At 73.6% G+C, this 15,523-nt stretch carries 17 protein-coding genes and 1 riboswitch; of the genes, 11 read left to right on the top strand and 6 right to left on the bottom strand.

Annotated elements, in window-relative coordinates; genetic code table 11:
- Positions 1-45 precede the first annotated feature (45 nt).
- Positions 46-185: riboswitch (cobalamin riboswitch) on the bottom strand.
- A gap of 184 nt (positions 186-369) precedes the next feature.
- On the bottom strand, positions 370-591 hold the full coding sequence (locus ACF1AG_RS25780; protein ID WP_359601498.1) for a hypothetical protein: 222 nt from the start codon (positions 589-591) through the stop codon (positions 370-372).
- A gap of 28 nt (positions 592-619) precedes the next feature.
- Positions 620-1,870 (bottom strand): anion permease, encoded by a 1,251-nt coding sequence (locus ACF1AG_RS25775; RefSeq protein WP_391810473.1) that lies wholly within the window; start codon positions 1,868-1,870, stop codon positions 620-622.
- Between the two features lie 155 nt (positions 1,871-2,025).
- On the opposite strand from ACF1AG_RS25775, the gene ACF1AG_RS25770 reads away from it, so the two are divergent.
- From ACF1AG_RS25770 to ACF1AG_RS25760, 3 genes are all read left to right on the top strand, one after another.
- Positions 2,026-2,754 (top strand): class II aldolase/adducin family protein, encoded by a 729-nt coding sequence (locus ACF1AG_RS25770; RefSeq protein WP_359601500.1) that lies wholly within the window; start codon positions 2,026-2,028, stop codon positions 2,752-2,754.
- Positions 2,755-3,044: 290 nt separating this feature from the next.
- Entirely contained in the window at positions 3,045-4,172 is a 1,128-nt protein-coding gene (locus ACF1AG_RS25765; RefSeq protein ID WP_359601501.1) for an alpha/beta hydrolase, read from the top strand.
- A gap of 202 nt (positions 4,173-4,374) precedes the next feature.
- A complete protein-coding gene (locus ACF1AG_RS25760) occupies positions 4,375-5,799 on the top strand; it encodes a hypothetical protein (RefSeq protein ID WP_387794813.1) in 1,425 nt (474 codons plus the stop codon).
- A 163-nt stretch (positions 5,800-5,962) separates the two neighbouring features.
- Here ACF1AG_RS25760 and ACF1AG_RS25755 read toward each other — a convergent pair whose 3' ends face one another.
- Positions 5,963-6,376: a VOC family protein gene (locus tag ACF1AG_RS25755; protein ID WP_359601502.1), complete on the bottom strand. Its 414-nt coding sequence runs from the start codon at positions 6,374-6,376 to the stop codon at positions 5,963-5,965.
- A 225-nt stretch (positions 6,377-6,601) separates the two neighbouring features.
- Between ACF1AG_RS25755 and ACF1AG_RS25750 the strand changes: the two genes are divergently transcribed.
- The 3 genes from ACF1AG_RS25750 (at position 6,602) to ACF1AG_RS25740 (ending at position 9,703) form a co-directional block, all read left to right on the top strand.
- On the top strand, positions 6,602-8,200 hold the full coding sequence (locus ACF1AG_RS25750) for an ABC-F family ATP-binding cassette domain-containing protein (RefSeq protein WP_359601503.1): 1,599 nt from the start codon (positions 6,602-6,604) through the stop codon (positions 8,198-8,200).
- Between the two features lie 371 nt (positions 8,201-8,571).
- Positions 8,572-8,793: a helix-turn-helix domain-containing protein gene (locus tag ACF1AG_RS25745; protein WP_006132657.1), complete on the top strand. Its 222-nt coding sequence runs from the start codon at positions 8,572-8,574 to the stop codon at positions 8,791-8,793.
- Positions 8,794-8,899: 106 nt separating this feature from the next.
- Positions 8,900-9,703, top strand: a complete 804-nt coding sequence (locus ACF1AG_RS25740) for an enoyl-CoA hydratase/isomerase family protein (RefSeq protein ID WP_387794814.1) — start codon at positions 8,900-8,902, stop codon at positions 9,701-9,703.
- 32 nt (positions 9,704-9,735) lie between these two features.
- On the opposite strand, the gene ACF1AG_RS25735 is transcribed toward ACF1AG_RS25740, so the two are convergent.
- Positions 9,736-10,503: a hypothetical protein gene (locus ACF1AG_RS25735; protein ID WP_391810472.1), complete on the bottom strand. Its 768-nt coding sequence runs from the start codon at positions 10,501-10,503 to the stop codon at positions 9,736-9,738.
- Positions 10,504-10,589: 86 nt separating this feature from the next.
- On the opposite strand from ACF1AG_RS25735, the gene ACF1AG_RS25730 reads away from it, so the two are divergent.
- The 5 genes from ACF1AG_RS25730 to amaP are packed head-to-tail and all read left to right on the top strand — an operon-like array spanning position 10,590 to position 12,879.
- The gene (locus ACF1AG_RS25730) at positions 10,590-11,084 is read left to right on the top strand and encodes an Asp23/Gls24 family envelope stress response protein (protein WP_359601506.1); all 495 of its coding nucleotides are present in this window, start codon (positions 10,590-10,592) and stop codon (positions 11,082-11,084) included.
- A 25-nt stretch (positions 11,085-11,109) separates the two neighbouring features.
- Positions 11,110-11,295 (top strand): hypothetical protein, encoded by a 186-nt coding sequence (locus ACF1AG_RS25725; protein ID WP_359601507.1) that lies wholly within the window; start codon positions 11,110-11,112, stop codon positions 11,293-11,295.
- Entirely contained in the window at positions 11,292-11,675 is a 384-nt protein-coding gene (locus ACF1AG_RS25720) for an Asp23/Gls24 family envelope stress response protein (RefSeq protein WP_359601508.1), read from the top strand. Before ACF1AG_RS25725 ends, ACF1AG_RS25720 begins: the two co-directional genes overlap by 4 nt.
- On the top strand, positions 11,672-12,298 hold the full coding sequence (locus tag ACF1AG_RS25715) for a DUF6286 domain-containing protein (RefSeq protein ID WP_359601509.1): 627 nt from the start codon (positions 11,672-11,674) through the stop codon (positions 12,296-12,298). Before ACF1AG_RS25720 ends, ACF1AG_RS25715 begins: the two co-directional genes overlap by 4 nt.
- Positions 12,295-12,879: an alkaline shock response membrane anchor protein AmaP gene (gene amaP / locus ACF1AG_RS25710; RefSeq protein WP_359601510.1), complete on the top strand. Its 585-nt coding sequence runs from the start codon at positions 12,295-12,297 to the stop codon at positions 12,877-12,879. The genes ACF1AG_RS25715 and amaP overlap by 4 nt, the downstream gene beginning before the upstream one ends.
- Positions 12,880-12,966: 87 nt before the next feature.
- On the opposite strand, the gene ACF1AG_RS25705 is transcribed toward amaP, so the two are convergent.
- Both ACF1AG_RS25705 and ACF1AG_RS25700 read right to left on the bottom strand, forming a co-directional pair.
- Positions 12,967-13,725, bottom strand: coding sequence for an SDR family oxidoreductase (locus ACF1AG_RS25705; RefSeq protein WP_359601511.1), 759 nt, complete (start codon positions 13,723-13,725; stop codon positions 12,967-12,969).
- A gap of 4 nt (positions 13,726-13,729) precedes the next feature.
- Positions 13,730-15,511: a glycoside hydrolase family 15 protein gene (locus ACF1AG_RS25700; protein WP_359601512.1), complete on the bottom strand. Its 1,782-nt coding sequence runs from the start codon at positions 15,509-15,511 to the stop codon at positions 13,730-13,732.
- Positions 15,512-15,523 lie beyond the last annotated feature (12 nt).

The following is a 15,523-nucleotide window of genomic DNA, read 5'->3' as shown; positions in this document are numbered from 1 at the left end:
GCTGCCGCGCATGGCGATATGTCCTCACTCAGGGTGTCCACGCCCTGGTTCGACGAGACCGGCGGCGAGAGTTCCTGGCTCCCGGGGCTCACCCCGGTGACAGTGGCGGGACCGCGCCGGATTCGCACCGGCTTCCTCTCCTGCCGCCGTATTGGCGGAGGCAGTCCACCATGCCCTTGGAAGGGCCGTCAACTTGCCTTTGACCTGCGGGGCTGAAGTGTGCCGAGGCCCACAGAGGGGCTCACGTGGGTGAACGGCGGGAACGGCGCATGGACACGCCGGACACGGCGCACGGACGCGCGGACACGGCAGCGGGCGGGACGGGAGCCGCTGCTCCCGTCCCGCCCGCTCACGCGTGCGGCCTTGTCGTCAGGCCATGATCAGGTAGATGCCGTAGCCCACGGCCGCCGCGCACGCGGCGAAGCAGGCGTAGGCGCCGGTGACCGCGAGGGCCGTGGACCGGCCCTCGGCGGTGGCCCGCTCGCGGCGGGACATACCGGAGATGCCGAGGGTGAACAGGGCCACCAGGGCCACGGTGACCACGAGGCTCACGCCGAACACGGAGCCGAGGGCCGCCCAGTCGATCTTCATGCTGCTTCCTTCTGCGTGCCGGACGCGGTCAGACGGTCGAGGTGGCCGACGGGGCCTGCGGGTCGGCGGCGGCCGGGGCCGGGATGGTGGCCGAGAGGTCCTCGGAGGGGCCGGCGGGCGGCGGGGTCACAGCGGCGATGGCCTGGGTGACCACACCGGCGGGCTCCTCGGCGGGGGTGTCGTGGTCGTTGACGTTGGTGTGGTCGACGATCTCGCGCCGGGAGATCTTCCAGATGGCCGCGCTGGAGGTGATCAGGAAGACGGCAACGACGGCGGTGCCCCAGTCCCCGAAGCCGCACACCCACTCGGCGATCGCCGCGACCAGGGCGGCGGCCGGCAGGGTCAGGCCCCAGGCGACGAACATCCGGGTGGCCGTGGACCAGCGGACCACGCCGCCCTTGCGGCCGAGGCCGGCACCCATGACGGCACCGGACACGGAGTGCGTGGTGGAGAGGGAGAAGCCCAGGTGCGAGGAGGCCAGGATGACCGTCGCGGCGCTGGTCTGGGCCGCGAAGCCCTGCTGCGGCTGGAGGTCGGTCAGGCCCTTGCCCATGGTGCGGATGATGCGCCAGCCGCCCAGGTAGGTGCCGAGGGCGATGGCGATGCCCGCGGAGAGGATGACCCACATCGGCGGGTCGGAGTCGGGGGCGACGGCGCCGCCGGCGACCAGGGCGAGGGTGATGATGCCCATCGTCTTCTGGGCGTCGTTGGTGCCGTGGGCCAGGGAGACCAGGCCGGCCGAGGCGATCTGCCCGGCGCGGTAGCCCTTCTCGGAGGACTTGGCGTCGGCGTTGCGGCCCATGCGGTAGGTGAGCCGGGTCGCGAGCATCGCGGCGACGCCCGCCACCAGCGGGGCGGCGATCGCGGGGATCAGGACCTTGGTGACCAGCACGTCGCCGTGGACCGCGCCGAAGCCGGCGGAGGCGACCGTGGCGCCGATCAGACCGCCCATGAGGGCGTGCGACGAGCTGGACGGCAGGCCGACCAGCCAGGTGAGGAGATTCCAGAGGATCGCGCCGACCAACGCGGCGAAGATGACCTCGGGACGGATGCCGGCCTCGTCGACGAGGCCCTTGGAGATCGTGTTGGCGACCTCCACCGAGAGGAATGCGCCGACAAGGTTCAGCACGGCGGACATGGCCACCGCGACCTTGGGCCTCAGTGCACCGGTCGAAATGGTCGTTGCCATCGCGTTCGCGGTGTCGTGGAAACCGTTCGTGAAATCGAACGCGAGTGCGGTTACCACCACAATCGCGAGGATCAGCGAGAAGCTTTCCATTTACCCAGGCAATCGTTCGAGGTCATTGGCTGGTCGAACGTAGGTAACCAGGGTGAACGGAAGATGAACTGGAACGGGCATCGCGGTGACCGTAAGAGGGGGTGCGCGCTCCGCCGTCCAGCCCAGGCGGCCTGGGCTCCTGGCAGGATCTCCACATGGCCGAACGGGACGGGACAGGGCAGGAAGCGGAGGGCGCTGTGAGTGGTGTTCCGGGCACGCGCGGTGAGGGCTCCGCGGGGCCGGGCGGGGAGGTGGCGGACGCCTGGGGGGAGCTGGTCGCGACGGCCCGCCGGACCGTCGCCGACGGCCTGGTCGTCGGCACCTCGGGCAACGTCTCCCTACGGGTCGGCGACACCGTTCTGGCGACCCCCTCGGGCGTCCCGTACGACCGGCTCACCCCGGCCGACGTGACGGCGGTGGACCTCGAAGGCCGGCAGGTGCTCGGCACGCTGGTCCCGACCAGTGAACTGCCCCTCCACCTGGCCGTCTACCGCGCGACCGCCGCGCGCGCCGTCGTCCACACGCACGCCGTGCACGCCACCGCCGTCTCCACGCTCGTCGACGAGCTCCCGGCGATCCACTACATGACCGCGGCCCTCGGCGGCCCTGTGCGTGTGGCCGCGTACGCCGCCTACGGCACGCCGGAACTGGCCGAGAACACCCTGCGTGCCCTCGACGGCCGCACCGGCTGCCTGATGCGCAACCACGGCACCCTGACCTACGGCGCCGGCCTCGACCAGGCGTACGACCGCACGGCCCAGCTGGAATGGATGTGCCGCGTCTGGCTCACGGCGTCCTCGGTGCCGGGCCTGACCCCGGCCCTGCTGAGCCCGGAGCAGCTCGCGGAGGCGGGGGAGCGGCTGCGGGGGTACGGGCAGCGCTGATGAGGCGAGCTCGGCTCGGCGGCGGCCGGGCGGGGCGTTCCGTGACGCCATGTCGACAAACCGGTTCGCCGTCCTGGGAATCCCTGGCGTCCGCGGGCCGAGGGTAGTTGCCGTCAGCCGTCAGCCGTCAGCCGTCAGCCGTCGCCCGTCACCCGCCGGCTCCCGGGTGTCAGGACGGGCCCGCCGGGAACCCTTTCCGTCGACGCGGCCGTGAGGCCGACCGCGTCCGGGCGGGTTTCAGGTCACGTGTCCACTGGCCGGGTCCGCGTCCGGCCCCGACACTGGGAGGCGTGCGCACTGTGACTGCGACGGCAGCAGCCGTCACCGCCGTGATAGGGGCCGGTGCCGCCGCGGTGGCCGCCGGCCGGTTCGCCAGCGACGCCGCCCTGAGGATCCCCTCGGGCCGGCCCCTGCCCACCGAGCCCGGGCTCACCGTCCACGCCACCGCCGCCGGCCAGGTCACCCTCACACGTGACCTCGCCGCCCTGCGTCCCGGCCGCTACGGCCTCGTCGGCGAGCGCTTCCACGCGGTCGTGGGACCCGTCCTGGACGGTACCGCCCACTCCGCCGACACCGTCGTACGCCGCCTCGAACGCGTCACCTACGGGACGCCCGAACCCGGCGACCGGGCCCGCTTCACCCCGAACGTCCACGTCGGCGACCCCGGCACCGCGCTCGGCGTCGACCACACCGTGCTCGACGTGCCGGGCGAACTCGGGCCGCTGCCCGCGTGGTTCGTGCCCGGCAACCGGGACACCTGGGTGATCGCCGTGCACGGCCTCGGCGCCACCCGCGAACACGTCCTCAACGTCCTCGGCGCGCTTCACCGCCACCAGTTCCCCGTGCTCGTCCCCGCCTACCGGGGCGACCCGGAGGCGCCCCGTTCCCCGGACGGGCTCAACCACCTCGGCGAGACCGAGTGGCGCGACCTCGACGCCGTGCTGCGGCACGCGGTCGGCTCCGGCGCCCGCAAGGTGGTCCTCTACGGCTTCTCCACCGGCGCGACCATGGCGTTGCGCGCCGCGGCCCGCTCGGAACTGCGCGAACGGGTCGCCGGGCTGCTCCTGGACTCCCCGGTGCTCGACTGGGAGTCCACCCTGCGCGCGCTCGCCGGCGCCCGCCGCACCCCGGCCGTGCTCCTGCCGCTCGCCGTCCGCGCCGCCCAGGGCCGCACCGGCCTGTACGGCGACCACAGGCCCGGCGCGGTGCGCCTGGACGGCATCGCCCTTCCTACGCAGATCTTCCACGGCCCCGACGACACGGTGGCCCCCTGGCGGTTCTCCCGCCGCCTCGCCGCCGCCCACCCCGACACGGTCACCCTGCAGACCGTCAGGGGCGCCCCGCACGCCGCGATGTGGAACGCCGACCCGGCCGCGTACGAGGAGTCGCTGCGGAGGTTCCTCGTACCGCTGATGTGAGCGTGGGCGCCGCCCGGCGGGCACCCCGGCGGGGCCTTCCGAGGGGCGCCGCAACGGGCGGTGCGAGGGATTCCGTTTAGGGTCGGACCACTGGCTTGATCGGGCCCCTCCGGCACCGTCCGGGCCGGGACGGCGACGGTCACCGAGGCGTCCCGCGGCATTCCGTTTGGGTTTTCGGACCGTCAACCGGAAGACTGCACCCGTGACGTCCCGTATCCCGCGCGACTCCAGGCTTCGACTCGTCCGCCCGCGACCCCTGGCCGCCGCTCCCGCCGCGATCGAGCAGCGGCGTGTGCGCCGCCCCGCGCCACGCCCCCCGGAGGGCACACCCGCGCCCGCCGAGCTGGCCGGAATGGCACGCTCCGTCCTGGCCGCGGCCGCCCGCGTGGCCCGCTGGGCCGACCGCGCCCTGGGCCCCGGCGGTGACAGCGCCACCGCCGACGGCAAGGCCACCCTGTCCGACGCGACCGCCCGCCGGGCCGCCGACGCCCTCGGCCTGACCGTCGATCAGGTCCGTGCCGACTGGGACACCGCCCGGCTGGCCGGTCTCATCGAGGTGCACGGCGACAGCGCCCGCCCCGGCTGGCGGCTGCGCGCCTGGGACCGCGACGACAGCGCCGTGCTGCGCGGCTGGGTCGCCCTCTGCGACGCCTGGTCGCTCTCCTGCCCCGAACCCGAGGACCACGAGCCCGCCGCCGTCGCCGAGGTGGTGACGGCCATGCCGCAGGTGCTGTCCTTCCTGCAGCTGTCCGCCGGGCCGGTGCCCGTGCCCCAGCTGCTCGACCTGCTGGAGCAGCGGGTCACCGAACTGCGCACCGAGCGCTGCGAGGTGGACTACGGGCCGCGGCCCGGCGCGCCCGACACCCCCGCCGTCGCCCCGGAGCCGCGCCCCGCGCCCGCCGCGGACGCCCCGCTGCAGCCGCTCCTCGACTGGGCGCTGCGCGCCCTCGCCTCCGTCGGCGCGCTCACCTACGGCGACGGCCAGGCCACCCTGACGCCGCTCGGCAGCTGGGCGGTGTGGGTCAAGCTCGAGCAGATCTGCGTCGCCGCGCAGAGCCCGGCGGGCAACATCGAGCAGGGCGCGGAGGACATGCTGCGCGGGTGCGCGCGGCTCCGTCCGGCCGCGGCCCGCGCCGAGTACCGCGCCTGGCTCGCCGCCCGGCCGGTCGGCAGCGCCGTCACCGAGCTGATCGCCGCCGCGCGAGGGGAGGACGCCCTGCTGCGGGGCCTCGCCTTCGAGGCGCTGAGGGTGGTGGGCGCCCCGGCCGAGCCGGAGGTGCGCGCCGCCCTCGACGAGCCCGCGCTGCGGCCGTACGCCCTGCTGTGGCTCGCCGAGCACGACGGGACGGACCCCGAGGACGCGCACGAGGTGCTCACGCGGGAGGAGGCGACGTGGCTGTGGGTGGACACGGCGGCGGCGGTCGCTGACCACGGTGAGGCGCCTCTGCTGCTGCGTCACCTGGAGACGGCGGTCCAGCCCACGGTGCCGGCCCTCCTGGCCGAGGTCCGCGCGGTGGGGCACCCCCGCACGGTCCAGGTCCTGGTCGCCCTGGCCGCCGCCCACCCGGACCCCGCCTTCGCGAAGGCGGTCCGAAGAGCGGCGTTCCAGGTGCACAAAGGGGGGTAGCCACGGCGCGGTGTGCCGTTGCGCCCACCCGTGCCGCCCTGCGGCCTCCGGCCCGGCTGCGGGCATTCGTCCCGCCGGGGCGGCACGGGCGCCCGCAGCGGTGCCCCCGCGGCGCGGCGGGTCCGGGCACGCCTGCGCGCCCGGGATCGCAGGACCCCTCCGGTCAGGCGCCCGCCTCCGGCGCGTACGTGCCGAAGCTCCACACGTTGCCCTCCAGGTCACGGACCATGTAGTCCCGCGACCCGTAGTCCTGGTCGGTCGGCGGCGTCAGCACCTCCACCCCCTGCTCCACCGCCCGCCGATGATGCGCGTCGACGTCGTCCACGACGACGTACACCCCCGCAGGACCCGCGTCCTTCATCACCGCGTCGAACACACCCCCGCGCCCCTTGGAACCCAGCATCACCACCCCGTTCCCCTGGGCCAGTTCGGCGTGCTCCACCGTGCCGTCCTCCCCCTCGTACACCGACACCTCCGTGAAGCCGAGGCCCTCCGTCAGCTGACGGATCGCCGCCTTCGCGTCCGCGTACAGCAGTGTCGGTACGACCCCCGGCCGCGAGCTGCCCGTGCCTGCCATGGTGATCACTTCCTCGTGTCCGGAGTGCTCCGGGATGCACTGGTGTGTCCCGTCAACGGTCAGTGTGACACCGGCCACCGACACCCGCGTGGAGCGAATCCGCACGCGGAAAACCGCTTGCCCCGCCCCGTTAGAATGGCTCGCATGGCCATTCTCCTCGCGCATTAGACGGCGGGAACGCCCTCAGCCGCCCACCGCCAACCACACCTGCCCTGGAGTCTGTCCGTGATCTCCGCCTCCGGCATCGAGCTGCGCGCCGGTGCCCGCATCCTCATCGAAAGCGCCACCTTCCGCGTCGCCAAGGGCGACCGCATCGGCCTCGTCGGCCGTAACGGCGCGGGGAAGACCACCCTCACCAAGGTCCTCGCCGGCCAGGGCATGCCCGCCGCGGGCACGGTCACCCGCTCCGGTGAGGTCGGCTACCTGCCCCAGGACCCCCGCACCGGCGACCTCGACGTCCTCGCCCGCGACCGCATCCTGTCCGCCCGCGGGCTCGACGTACTGATCCGGAAGATGCGCGAGAACGAGCAGCGCATCGCGAACGGCCAGGGCGCCACCCGCGAGAAGGCCCTGAAGCAGTACGAGCGCCAGGAGACCGAGTTCCTCACCAAGGGCGGGTACGCCGCCGAGGCCGAGGCCGCCACCATCGCCGCCGCGCTGAACCTCCCCGACCGGGTGCTCGGCCAGCCGCTGCACACCCTGTCCGGCGGTCAGCGCCGTCGCGTGGAGCTCGCCCGCATCCTGTTCTCCGACGCGGACACCCTGCTCCTCGACGAGCCGACGAACCACCTTGACGCCGACTCGATCGTCTGGCTGCGGGACTACCTGAAGACCTACCGCGGCGGCTTCATCGTGATCTCCCACGACGTCGACCTGGTCGAGACGGTCGTCAACAAGGTGTTCTACCTGGACGCCAACCGCGCCGCGATCGACGTCTACAACATGGGCTGGAAGCTCTACCAGCAGCAGCGCGAGGCCGACGAGAAGCGCCGCCGGCGCGAGCGGCAGAACGCGGAGAAGAAGGCCGCCGCGCTCAACGCCCAGGCCGACAAGATGCGCGCGAAGGCGACGAAGACGGTCGCCGCGCAGAACATGGCCCGCCGCGCGGAGAAGCTGCTCGCCGGTCTGGAGGAGGCGCGCCAGTCCGACAAGGTCGCCAAGCTGCGCTTCCCCGAGCCCGCGCCCTGCGGCAAGACCCCGCTGATGGCGGAGGGCCTGTCGAAGTCGTACGGCTCCCTGGAGATCTTCACCGACGTCGACCTGGCGATCGACAAGGGGTCCCGGGTCGTGATCCTGGGGCTGAACGGCGCCGGCAAGACCACCCTGCTGCGGCTGCTCGCGGGCGTCGAGCAGCCCGACACGGGCGCCGTCGTCCCCGGTCACGGCCTCAAGCTCGGCTACTACGCGCAGGAGCACGAGACCCTCGACCCGGACCGCACGGTCCTGGAGAACATGCGCTCGGCCGCACCCGACCTGGACCTCGTCGAGGTCCGGAAGGTGCTCGGCTCGTTCCTGTTCTCCGGCGACGACGTCGACAAGCCGGCCGGGGTCCTCTCCGGCGGTGAGAAGACCCGTCTCGCGCTGGCGACCCTCGTCGTCTCCTCGGCGAACGTCCTGCTGCTCGACGAGCCCACCAACAACCTCGACCCGGCCAGCCGGGAGGAGATCCTCGGCGCGCTGCGCACCTACAAGGGCGCGGTCGTCCTCGTCACCCACGACGAGGGCGCCGTCGAGGCGCTCCAGCCGGAGCGGATCATTCTGCTGCCGGACGGCGTCGAGGACCTGTGGGGCTCCGACTACGCGGATCTGGTCGCGCTCGCCTGACCGCCGAGACCCGGCGACCGGGTCAGCGGTGTTTGATCGAATGCGTGATCCACTGCGTATGGATCATTCGGCCCATCGGTGATCCATCAATCGTGTGAGATCTCCTCATCCTGAGGTGTGTCCTACACGGATTTCGCGGCCGGACCCTCTCGGAACGAGGGTTCGGCCGTCGCGCCTTTCTGACCTGCGAATTCCTGGAGAAACCCAATCGGCGGTCGCGCCGGAGCCGCTTGGAATTCCTCATTCCGGATGTGGGGACACGCTCCCGTCGTCACAAGGTTGTCTTATCGACCTTGCCGAATGGGTGGCCATCGGGCCCGGGAGGGGTGATCATGAGGAGACCAGAGCGCACTTCCCATGAGGAGGCACGGGTGGCCGAGACTCTGAAGAAGGGCAGCCGGGTGACCGGCGCCGCGCGCGACAAGCTCGCGGCAGACCTGAAGAAGAAGTACGACGCCGGTGCGAGCATCCGCGCGTTGGCCGAGGAGACCGGCCGCTCGTACGGGTTCGTGCACCGCATGCTGAGCGAATCGGGCGTCACGCTCCGAGGGCGTGGCGGGGCGACACGGGGCAAGAAGTCTCCGTCGGCCTGATCCCCGGGGCCCCGCAGACCCGATGGTGACCACCCGGTCGGCCGTCCGACCGGCCGGGTGGTTACTGTGCAGTCACTTAGACGACCGCACCCATCGGAGGCGCCCCATGGCTTCGTCCCCCCAGGACCTCGGTCCGGTTCTCGACAAGGACGGCGTACGGCTCACCGTCGACGACGCGATCGCCACGGTGACGCTGACCAACCCGGCCAAGCGCAACGCGCAGAGCCCCGCTCTGTGGCGGGCGCTGACCGAGGCGGGGCAGCGGCTGCCCGGATCCGTCCGGGTCGTGGTGCTGCGCGGGGAGGGAAAGTCGTTCTCCGCGGGGCTCGACCGGCAGATGCTGTCGCCCGAGGGAATCCCGGGTGAGCCGTCGTTCGTCGACCTGGCGCGCAGTGACGACGCCGCGCTGGACGCCGCCATCGCCGGCTACCAGGACGCGTTCACCTGGTGGCGGCGCAACGACATCGTGTCCATCGCCGCCGTGCAGGGACACGCCATCGGGGCCGGCTTCCAGCTGGCCCTCGCCTGTGACCTGCGCGTCGTCGCGGACGACGTGCAGTTCGCCATGCGCGAGACCAGCCTCGGCCTGGTGCCCGACCTCACCGGCACGCACCCCCTCGTCGGCCTCGTCGGCTACGCCCGCGCGCTGGAGATCTGCGCGACCGGGCGGTTCGTCACGGCCGAGGAGTCGGTGAACATCGGTCTGGCCAACCTCGCCGTGCCCGGCGCCGAGCTCGACGGAGCGGTGCAGGACCTCGCGGCGGCGCTGCTGGCCGCTCCTCGCGACGCCGTCATCGAGACGAAGGCGCTGCTGCGGGGGGCCCAGGGGCGCACCTACGACGAGCAGCGGGGCGCCGAGCGGGCGGCCCAGGCTCGTCGTCTGCGCGATCTGGCGGGGCTCGGCGAGTAGTCCGGCGGCCGTGACCGGCCGACGGGGCCGGGTCAGTCCAGGTCGGTGACCAGGACGGCCACCGTCGGCCGGTCCGGAAGCGCCTCCGCCACGGCGGCCCGCACGGCGTGCGCGACCTCCAGCGGGCGGAAGCCCTCGGCGACGGCGAGGTCCACGCGCGCGTGGCGGCGGGGAAGGGCGTCCCCGGCGCCCGACGCCTGCTCGGTGAGCCGCACCGGACGGCCCCACGACCCCGTCAGCCTGGTCACCCCGGCCACCCGCAGAACCACGGCGGCGACCCGCTCACCTTCCGAGCCGTCGCCCTCTCCAGGGCTGACCACGTCCCCCGGCGCGCCCGGCCCCCCGGGCGAGGGCGTCGCTGCAGACTGCCCCGGCGCCCCGGCCGGGGCGGCGGAGGGCTCCTCGCCCAGCAGTTCCGTGACCCGGAGGTCCACCTCGGTCAAGTCCAGGCCGAGCCGTTCCGTCGCCGTGACCGCCAAGGACGTCCGCAGGCGGGACGCCGTTTCCGGGAGGGGCCACGCCGCCGTGGCCGCGAACTCCGCCGTGAGCCGCAGAGGGCCCGGCGGGAGGGCGCTCGGCGGGGCCGTCACCGCCGGCTCGGCGGCCGTGCCGGGGTCGGCGAGGCCGATCCGGACGCTGTCCAGGCGCACCTCCGGCACCTCCCGTTCCGCCGCGCCGCGCAGCACCCCGCTCGCCGCCCGTTCCGCGAGCCACGCCCCGTCGTACGGCCCGCCCAGCGGCAGGAACCTGCCCATCCCCACCTGCTGCCGCACCATCCGCGTCCACCGGTCCGCCGTCATTCCTCCAGCCTGCCGTATCAGCGGAGCGAATCGGGGAAAACGCGCATACGGTGGTCGAAGGAGGACGACCGAAGGGATGTATGGCGATGACCGACATGACCGAAGGCAGCTCGGTACGGGCTCCTGACACGGACAAGACGCTCGGCGACTCCGGCGCGCGCCGAGGACAGACCACGCGGCGCGGCGGCGGCGACCCCGCGGGCCGGGGCCGTACGACCATCGCCGACGGTGTGGTGGAGAAGATCGCCCACCTGGCGGCCCGGGACGTCCTGGGCGTGCACGCCATGGGCAGCGGCGTCTCCCGCACCCTGGGCGCCATGCGCGAGCGGGTGCCGGGCGGGTCGAAGTCGACGACGCGCGGGGTGAAGGCCGAGGTCGGCGAGGTGCAGACCGCGCTGGACCTGGAGATCGTCGTCGACTACGGCGTGTCCATCGCCGACGTCGCCAAGGACGTACGGGAGAACGTCGTCGCGGCCGTCGAGCGGATGGCCGGCCTCGAGGTCGTCGAGGTCAACATCGCGGTGAGCGACGTGAAACTGCCCGACGAGGAGGAGGACGAGCCCGATACCCGGTTGCAGTGAGACACGCTGAGCGGAGGAGCGAGGCATGAGGATGGCCGTCGTCGGCATGATCGCCGGCATGGCGTTGGGCTTCGCCGGATACTTCGGCGGATTCGGGGCGTTCCTGCTGGTGGCCGCCCTGGGCGCGGTGGGTTTCGTGGTCGGCCGGCTGCTCGAGGGCGACATGGACCTCGGCGACTTCTTCCGCCCCCGTGACGAACGGCGGCGGTGACCGGGGTGGGCGCGGGGGCCGTGGAGCTCGGCGGAGACCCGCGGGCCGTCCCTTCGGGGGAACGCGGGGAGACCACGATCGCCGACCGGGTCGTCGCGAAGATCGCGTCCCAGGCGGCGCGTGAGGCTCTCGGTGTGCTGCCGCGGGACGCCGAGCCGCCGCACGCGAGCGTCGTCGTCCGGCACGGCAGCGCGCGCGTGCGCGTGCACGTCGAACTCGACTACCCCGGCGACATCGGCGGCCGCTGCGCACGGGTGCGGCGGCGGATCGTCGACCGGGTGCGCGACCTCGCGGGGATGTCCGTACCTGAGGTCGTCGTGCAGGTGGAACGGCTGCATCTGGCCGCCCACCCCGACACGGTGGGCGGGAGGCTGTCATGAGCGGGACGCCGGACACGAAGGCCGGCCCGTCGGCGCCGTCCGCGGAGAGCGGCGCCACCACGGGCGGCGCGAGCGGCGGCCGCCGGCGCTTCTGGTCGCCCCGCCGCGTCCCGGCGGGCCTCCTGGCACTGGTGGTGCTGGTGATCGCGGGTGCGTTCCTCTACGACATCGCGGCGGTACGCGCCCACCGGCCGGGGATGAGCTGGCGGCACGACCTGGCCCGGCAGCTGGCCGAGCGGCGGCTGGACGACGTGTGGGTGCTGACCGGGGCGGCCGTCGCCGCCGCGCTGGGTCTGTGGCTGCTGGTGCTGGCCCTCACCCCGGGCCTGCGGTCGGTGCTGACGATGCGCCGCGTCCACGCCGACGTCCGTGCCGGCCTCGACCGGGACGCCGCCGCGACGGTGCTGCGCGACCGGGCGCTCGAGGTGGCCGGAGTGCAGGCGGTGCGGGTGGCCGTGAAGCGGAGGAGGACGGACGTGCGGGCGGTGTCGCACTTCCGCGACCTGGACGACGTACGCCAGGACCTGACCGCCGTGCTGGAAGGGGCGATCCGCGGGCTGGGCCTGGCCCGGCCGTCCCCGCTGACGTTGCACGTACGACGGCCCGGCCGGAAGGGGCGGTGACCGTGAACACGACCGTCAACCGTGTGCTGCTCGCCCTCGCCGGGCTGGTGCTGTTCGTGCTGGGCGGCTCGGTGCTGGCGATCGGCCTGGGCGCGCCCGCGCCCTCCTGGTGGCTGCACGACGGCCGGAACGACGTGCTGCTCGACGACTCCGAGCGGACCCGGTGGCGGGACCAGGGCTGGTGGTGGCCGGTGGTGATCGCCGCGCTCGCCGTGGTGGTCCTGCTCTGCCTGTGGTGGCTGGTCTCGGTCCTCAGGCGCCGGCGCGTGTCGGAGACCGTGGTCGACACCGGCGACGGCGAGGTCGCGGCGCTGCGGGGCCGCGCCCTGGAGCGCGCGCTCGCCGAGGACGCGAACCGTCAGGACGGCGTAGCCGAGGCACGCGTCCTGCTCACCGGCCGCCGAGACACCCCACGCACCCGCGTGGTGCTCCTCCTCGAACCCCACGTGGACCCGGGCACGGCGCTGGACACCTTCACCGCGGGCCCCCTGACCCACGCCCGCAACGCCACGACCCTCCCGGCCCTCCCGTCGGAGGTCCGCCTCCGGGCGGTGAAACACCGCCCGGAACGCGTCACCTGACACCACCGTGGCCGACCCGACGGGGGGGTGCACGCGTGTCCGAAGACCACCGAGACGCGTGCATCCCGCCCTGAGGCAGCCCCGGGTTCAGAACCCGTGCCGCGACCCTCCGTCCACCGGCAGCATCACGCCCGTGACGTACGACGCCGCCGGGGAGAGGAGGAACGCCGCCGTGCGGCCGAACTCCTCCGGGGTGCCGTAGCGGCGGAGGGGGATGCGGGACTCGGCTGCCTGGCGGGTGGCCTCCGGGTCGGCGGAGAGGGCGTCCAGTTCGCGGACGCGGTCGGTGTCGACGCGGCCGGGCAGCAGGCCCACGACGCGGATGCCGCGCGGACCCAGTTCGTCGGCGAGGGACTTGGCGAAGCCGGCCAGGCCCGGACGCAGGCCGTTGGAGATGGTCAGGCCCGGGATCGGCTCGTGCACCGAGCCGGACAGCACGAAGCCGACGACACCCCCCTCGCCCAGCTCCGCCGAGGCCGCGCGGGCCAGCCGTACCGCGCCGAGGAACACCGACTCGAACGCCGCCTGCCACTGTTCGTCGGTGGTGTCGGCGACGAACCCGGGCGGGGGCCCGCCCACGCTCACGAGGACGCCGTCGAAGCGGCCGAACCGCTCGCGCGCGGTGGCGATCAGCCGCTCGGCGGCCGTGGGGTCGGCGTTGTCGACGGCCACCCCGGCCGCCGCGTCCGGCCCCAGCGCGGACACGGCCTCCGCGACCGCGTCCCCCTTCCGCCCCGTGACGACCACCTTCGCGCCCTCGGCGACGAGCGCCCGCGCGGAGGCATGGCCCAGCCCGCGGGTGGCCCCGGAGACGACGTACACCCGGTCCTTCAGTCCAAGATCCATGGCCCTATCCTGCCTCCTCGTCACCGAACAGGGCGAGGGCGCTGTTCACCAGGCCGATGTGGCTGAACGCCTGCGGGAAGTTGCCCAGCAGCCGGCCGTTCACCGTGTCGTACTCCTCGGCGAGGAGTCCCACGTCGTTCGCCAGGCCGAGCAGCCGTTCGAACAGGGCGCGGGCCTCTTCGGTCCTGCCCGTCATGTGCAGGGCGTCCACGAGCCAGAACGTGCACGCCAGGAACGCGCCCTCCTGCCCGGGCAGCCCGTCCAGCCCGGCGGCGTCCGGGGTGTAGCGGCGTACGAGACCGTCCTGGCCCAGCTCCGCCCGGATCGCGTCGATGGTGCCGAGCACCCGGGGGTCGTCCGGCGGCAGGAAGCCGGCCCGTGGGATCAGCAGCAGCGCCGCGTCCAGCTCACGCGAGCCGTACGACTGCGTGAACGTGTTGCGTGCGGGGTCGTAGCCCTTCTCGCACACCTCCCGGTGCACCTCGTCGCGCAGCGCACGCCAGGCGTCGAGGTCGCCGTCGAGGTCCGGGAATCTCTCCAGCCCCCGCACCATGCGGTCCGCGGCGACCCACACCATCACCTTGGAGTGCACGAAGTGACGCCGGCCCCCGCGCACCTCCCACAGCCCTTCGTCCGGCTGCCGCCAGGCCGTCTTCAGGAAGTCCAGCAGGACAGACTGGAGCGCCCACACGTCCGGCTTCCCGGGCAGCCCCGCGCGCCGGGCCAGCGCGAGGGAGTCCACGACCTCGCCGTACACGTCGAGTTGGAGCTGGTTCACGGCGTCGTTGCCGACCCGCACCGGGGTGGCGCCGCCGAAGCCGGACAGCCACGGCAGTTCGAACTCCGGCAGCCGCCGCTCGCCCGCGAGCCCGTACATGATCTGCAGGTCCGCCGGGTCGCCGGCAACCGCGCGGAGCAGCCAGTCGCGCCAGGCCTCGGCCTCCTCCATGTACCCGGCGGCGAGGAGCGCGCTCAGGGTGAGCGTGGAGTCGCGCAGCCAGCAGAACCGGTAGTCCCAGTTGCGCACGCCGCCCGGCTCCTCCGGCAGGGAGGTGGTGGGGGCGGCGACGATCCCGCCGGTGGGACGGTAGGTGAGCGCCTTCAGGGTGATCAGGGACCGCATCACCATGTCCCGGTACGGCCCCCGGTAGCGGCAGCGGGACGCCCACCCCTGCCAGTCCTTCAGGCTGTGCCGCAGCGAGGCGTACGGGTCGACCAGCGGGGGCCGCGGCTCGTGCGAGGGGTGCCAGGTGAGCACGAAGGCGACCCGTTCGCCCTCCTTCACCGTGAACTCCGAGTGGGTGCCGAAGTCCTCGCCCCAGGTGTGCACCTCCGGCACGCTGCGCAGCCACGCCGAGTCGGGCCCGGCCACGGCGACCCGGTGCCCGTCGGCCCTGCGCACCCACGGCACGATGGAGCCGTAGTCGAAGCGCAGCCGCAGCGTGCTGCGCACGGTCACCTCACCGCTCAGCCCCTGCACGATCCGTACCAGGTCGGGTGCGGTGTGCCGTTGCGGCATGAGGTCGGTGACCTGCACGGAGCCGTCGGGCGTCTCCCACACGGTGTCCAGCACCAGCGAGTCCTCGCGGTAGGCGCGGCGCGTGCACCGCTCCTGGCCCGGCGGCGCGATGCGCCAGTGCCCGTTGTTCTCGTCGCCGAGCAGCCGGGCGAAGCAGGCCGCCGAGTCGAAGCGGGGCAGGCAGAGCCAGTCGATCGAGCCGTCGGTGCCCACCAGGGCAGCGGTCTGCTCGTCGCCGATGAGCGCGTAGTCCTCGATACGAAGCACGGGGTGCGGGTT

Source organism: Streptomyces sp. NPDC014764, assembly GCF_043082785.1.
GTDB classification, from domain to species: Bacteria; Actinomycetota; Actinomycetes; order Streptomycetales; family Streptomycetaceae; genus Streptomyces; species Streptomyces althioticus.
The sequence above is the reverse complement of the archived record's forward strand: the minus strand, read 5'-3'. Positions and strand labels throughout refer to the sequence as shown.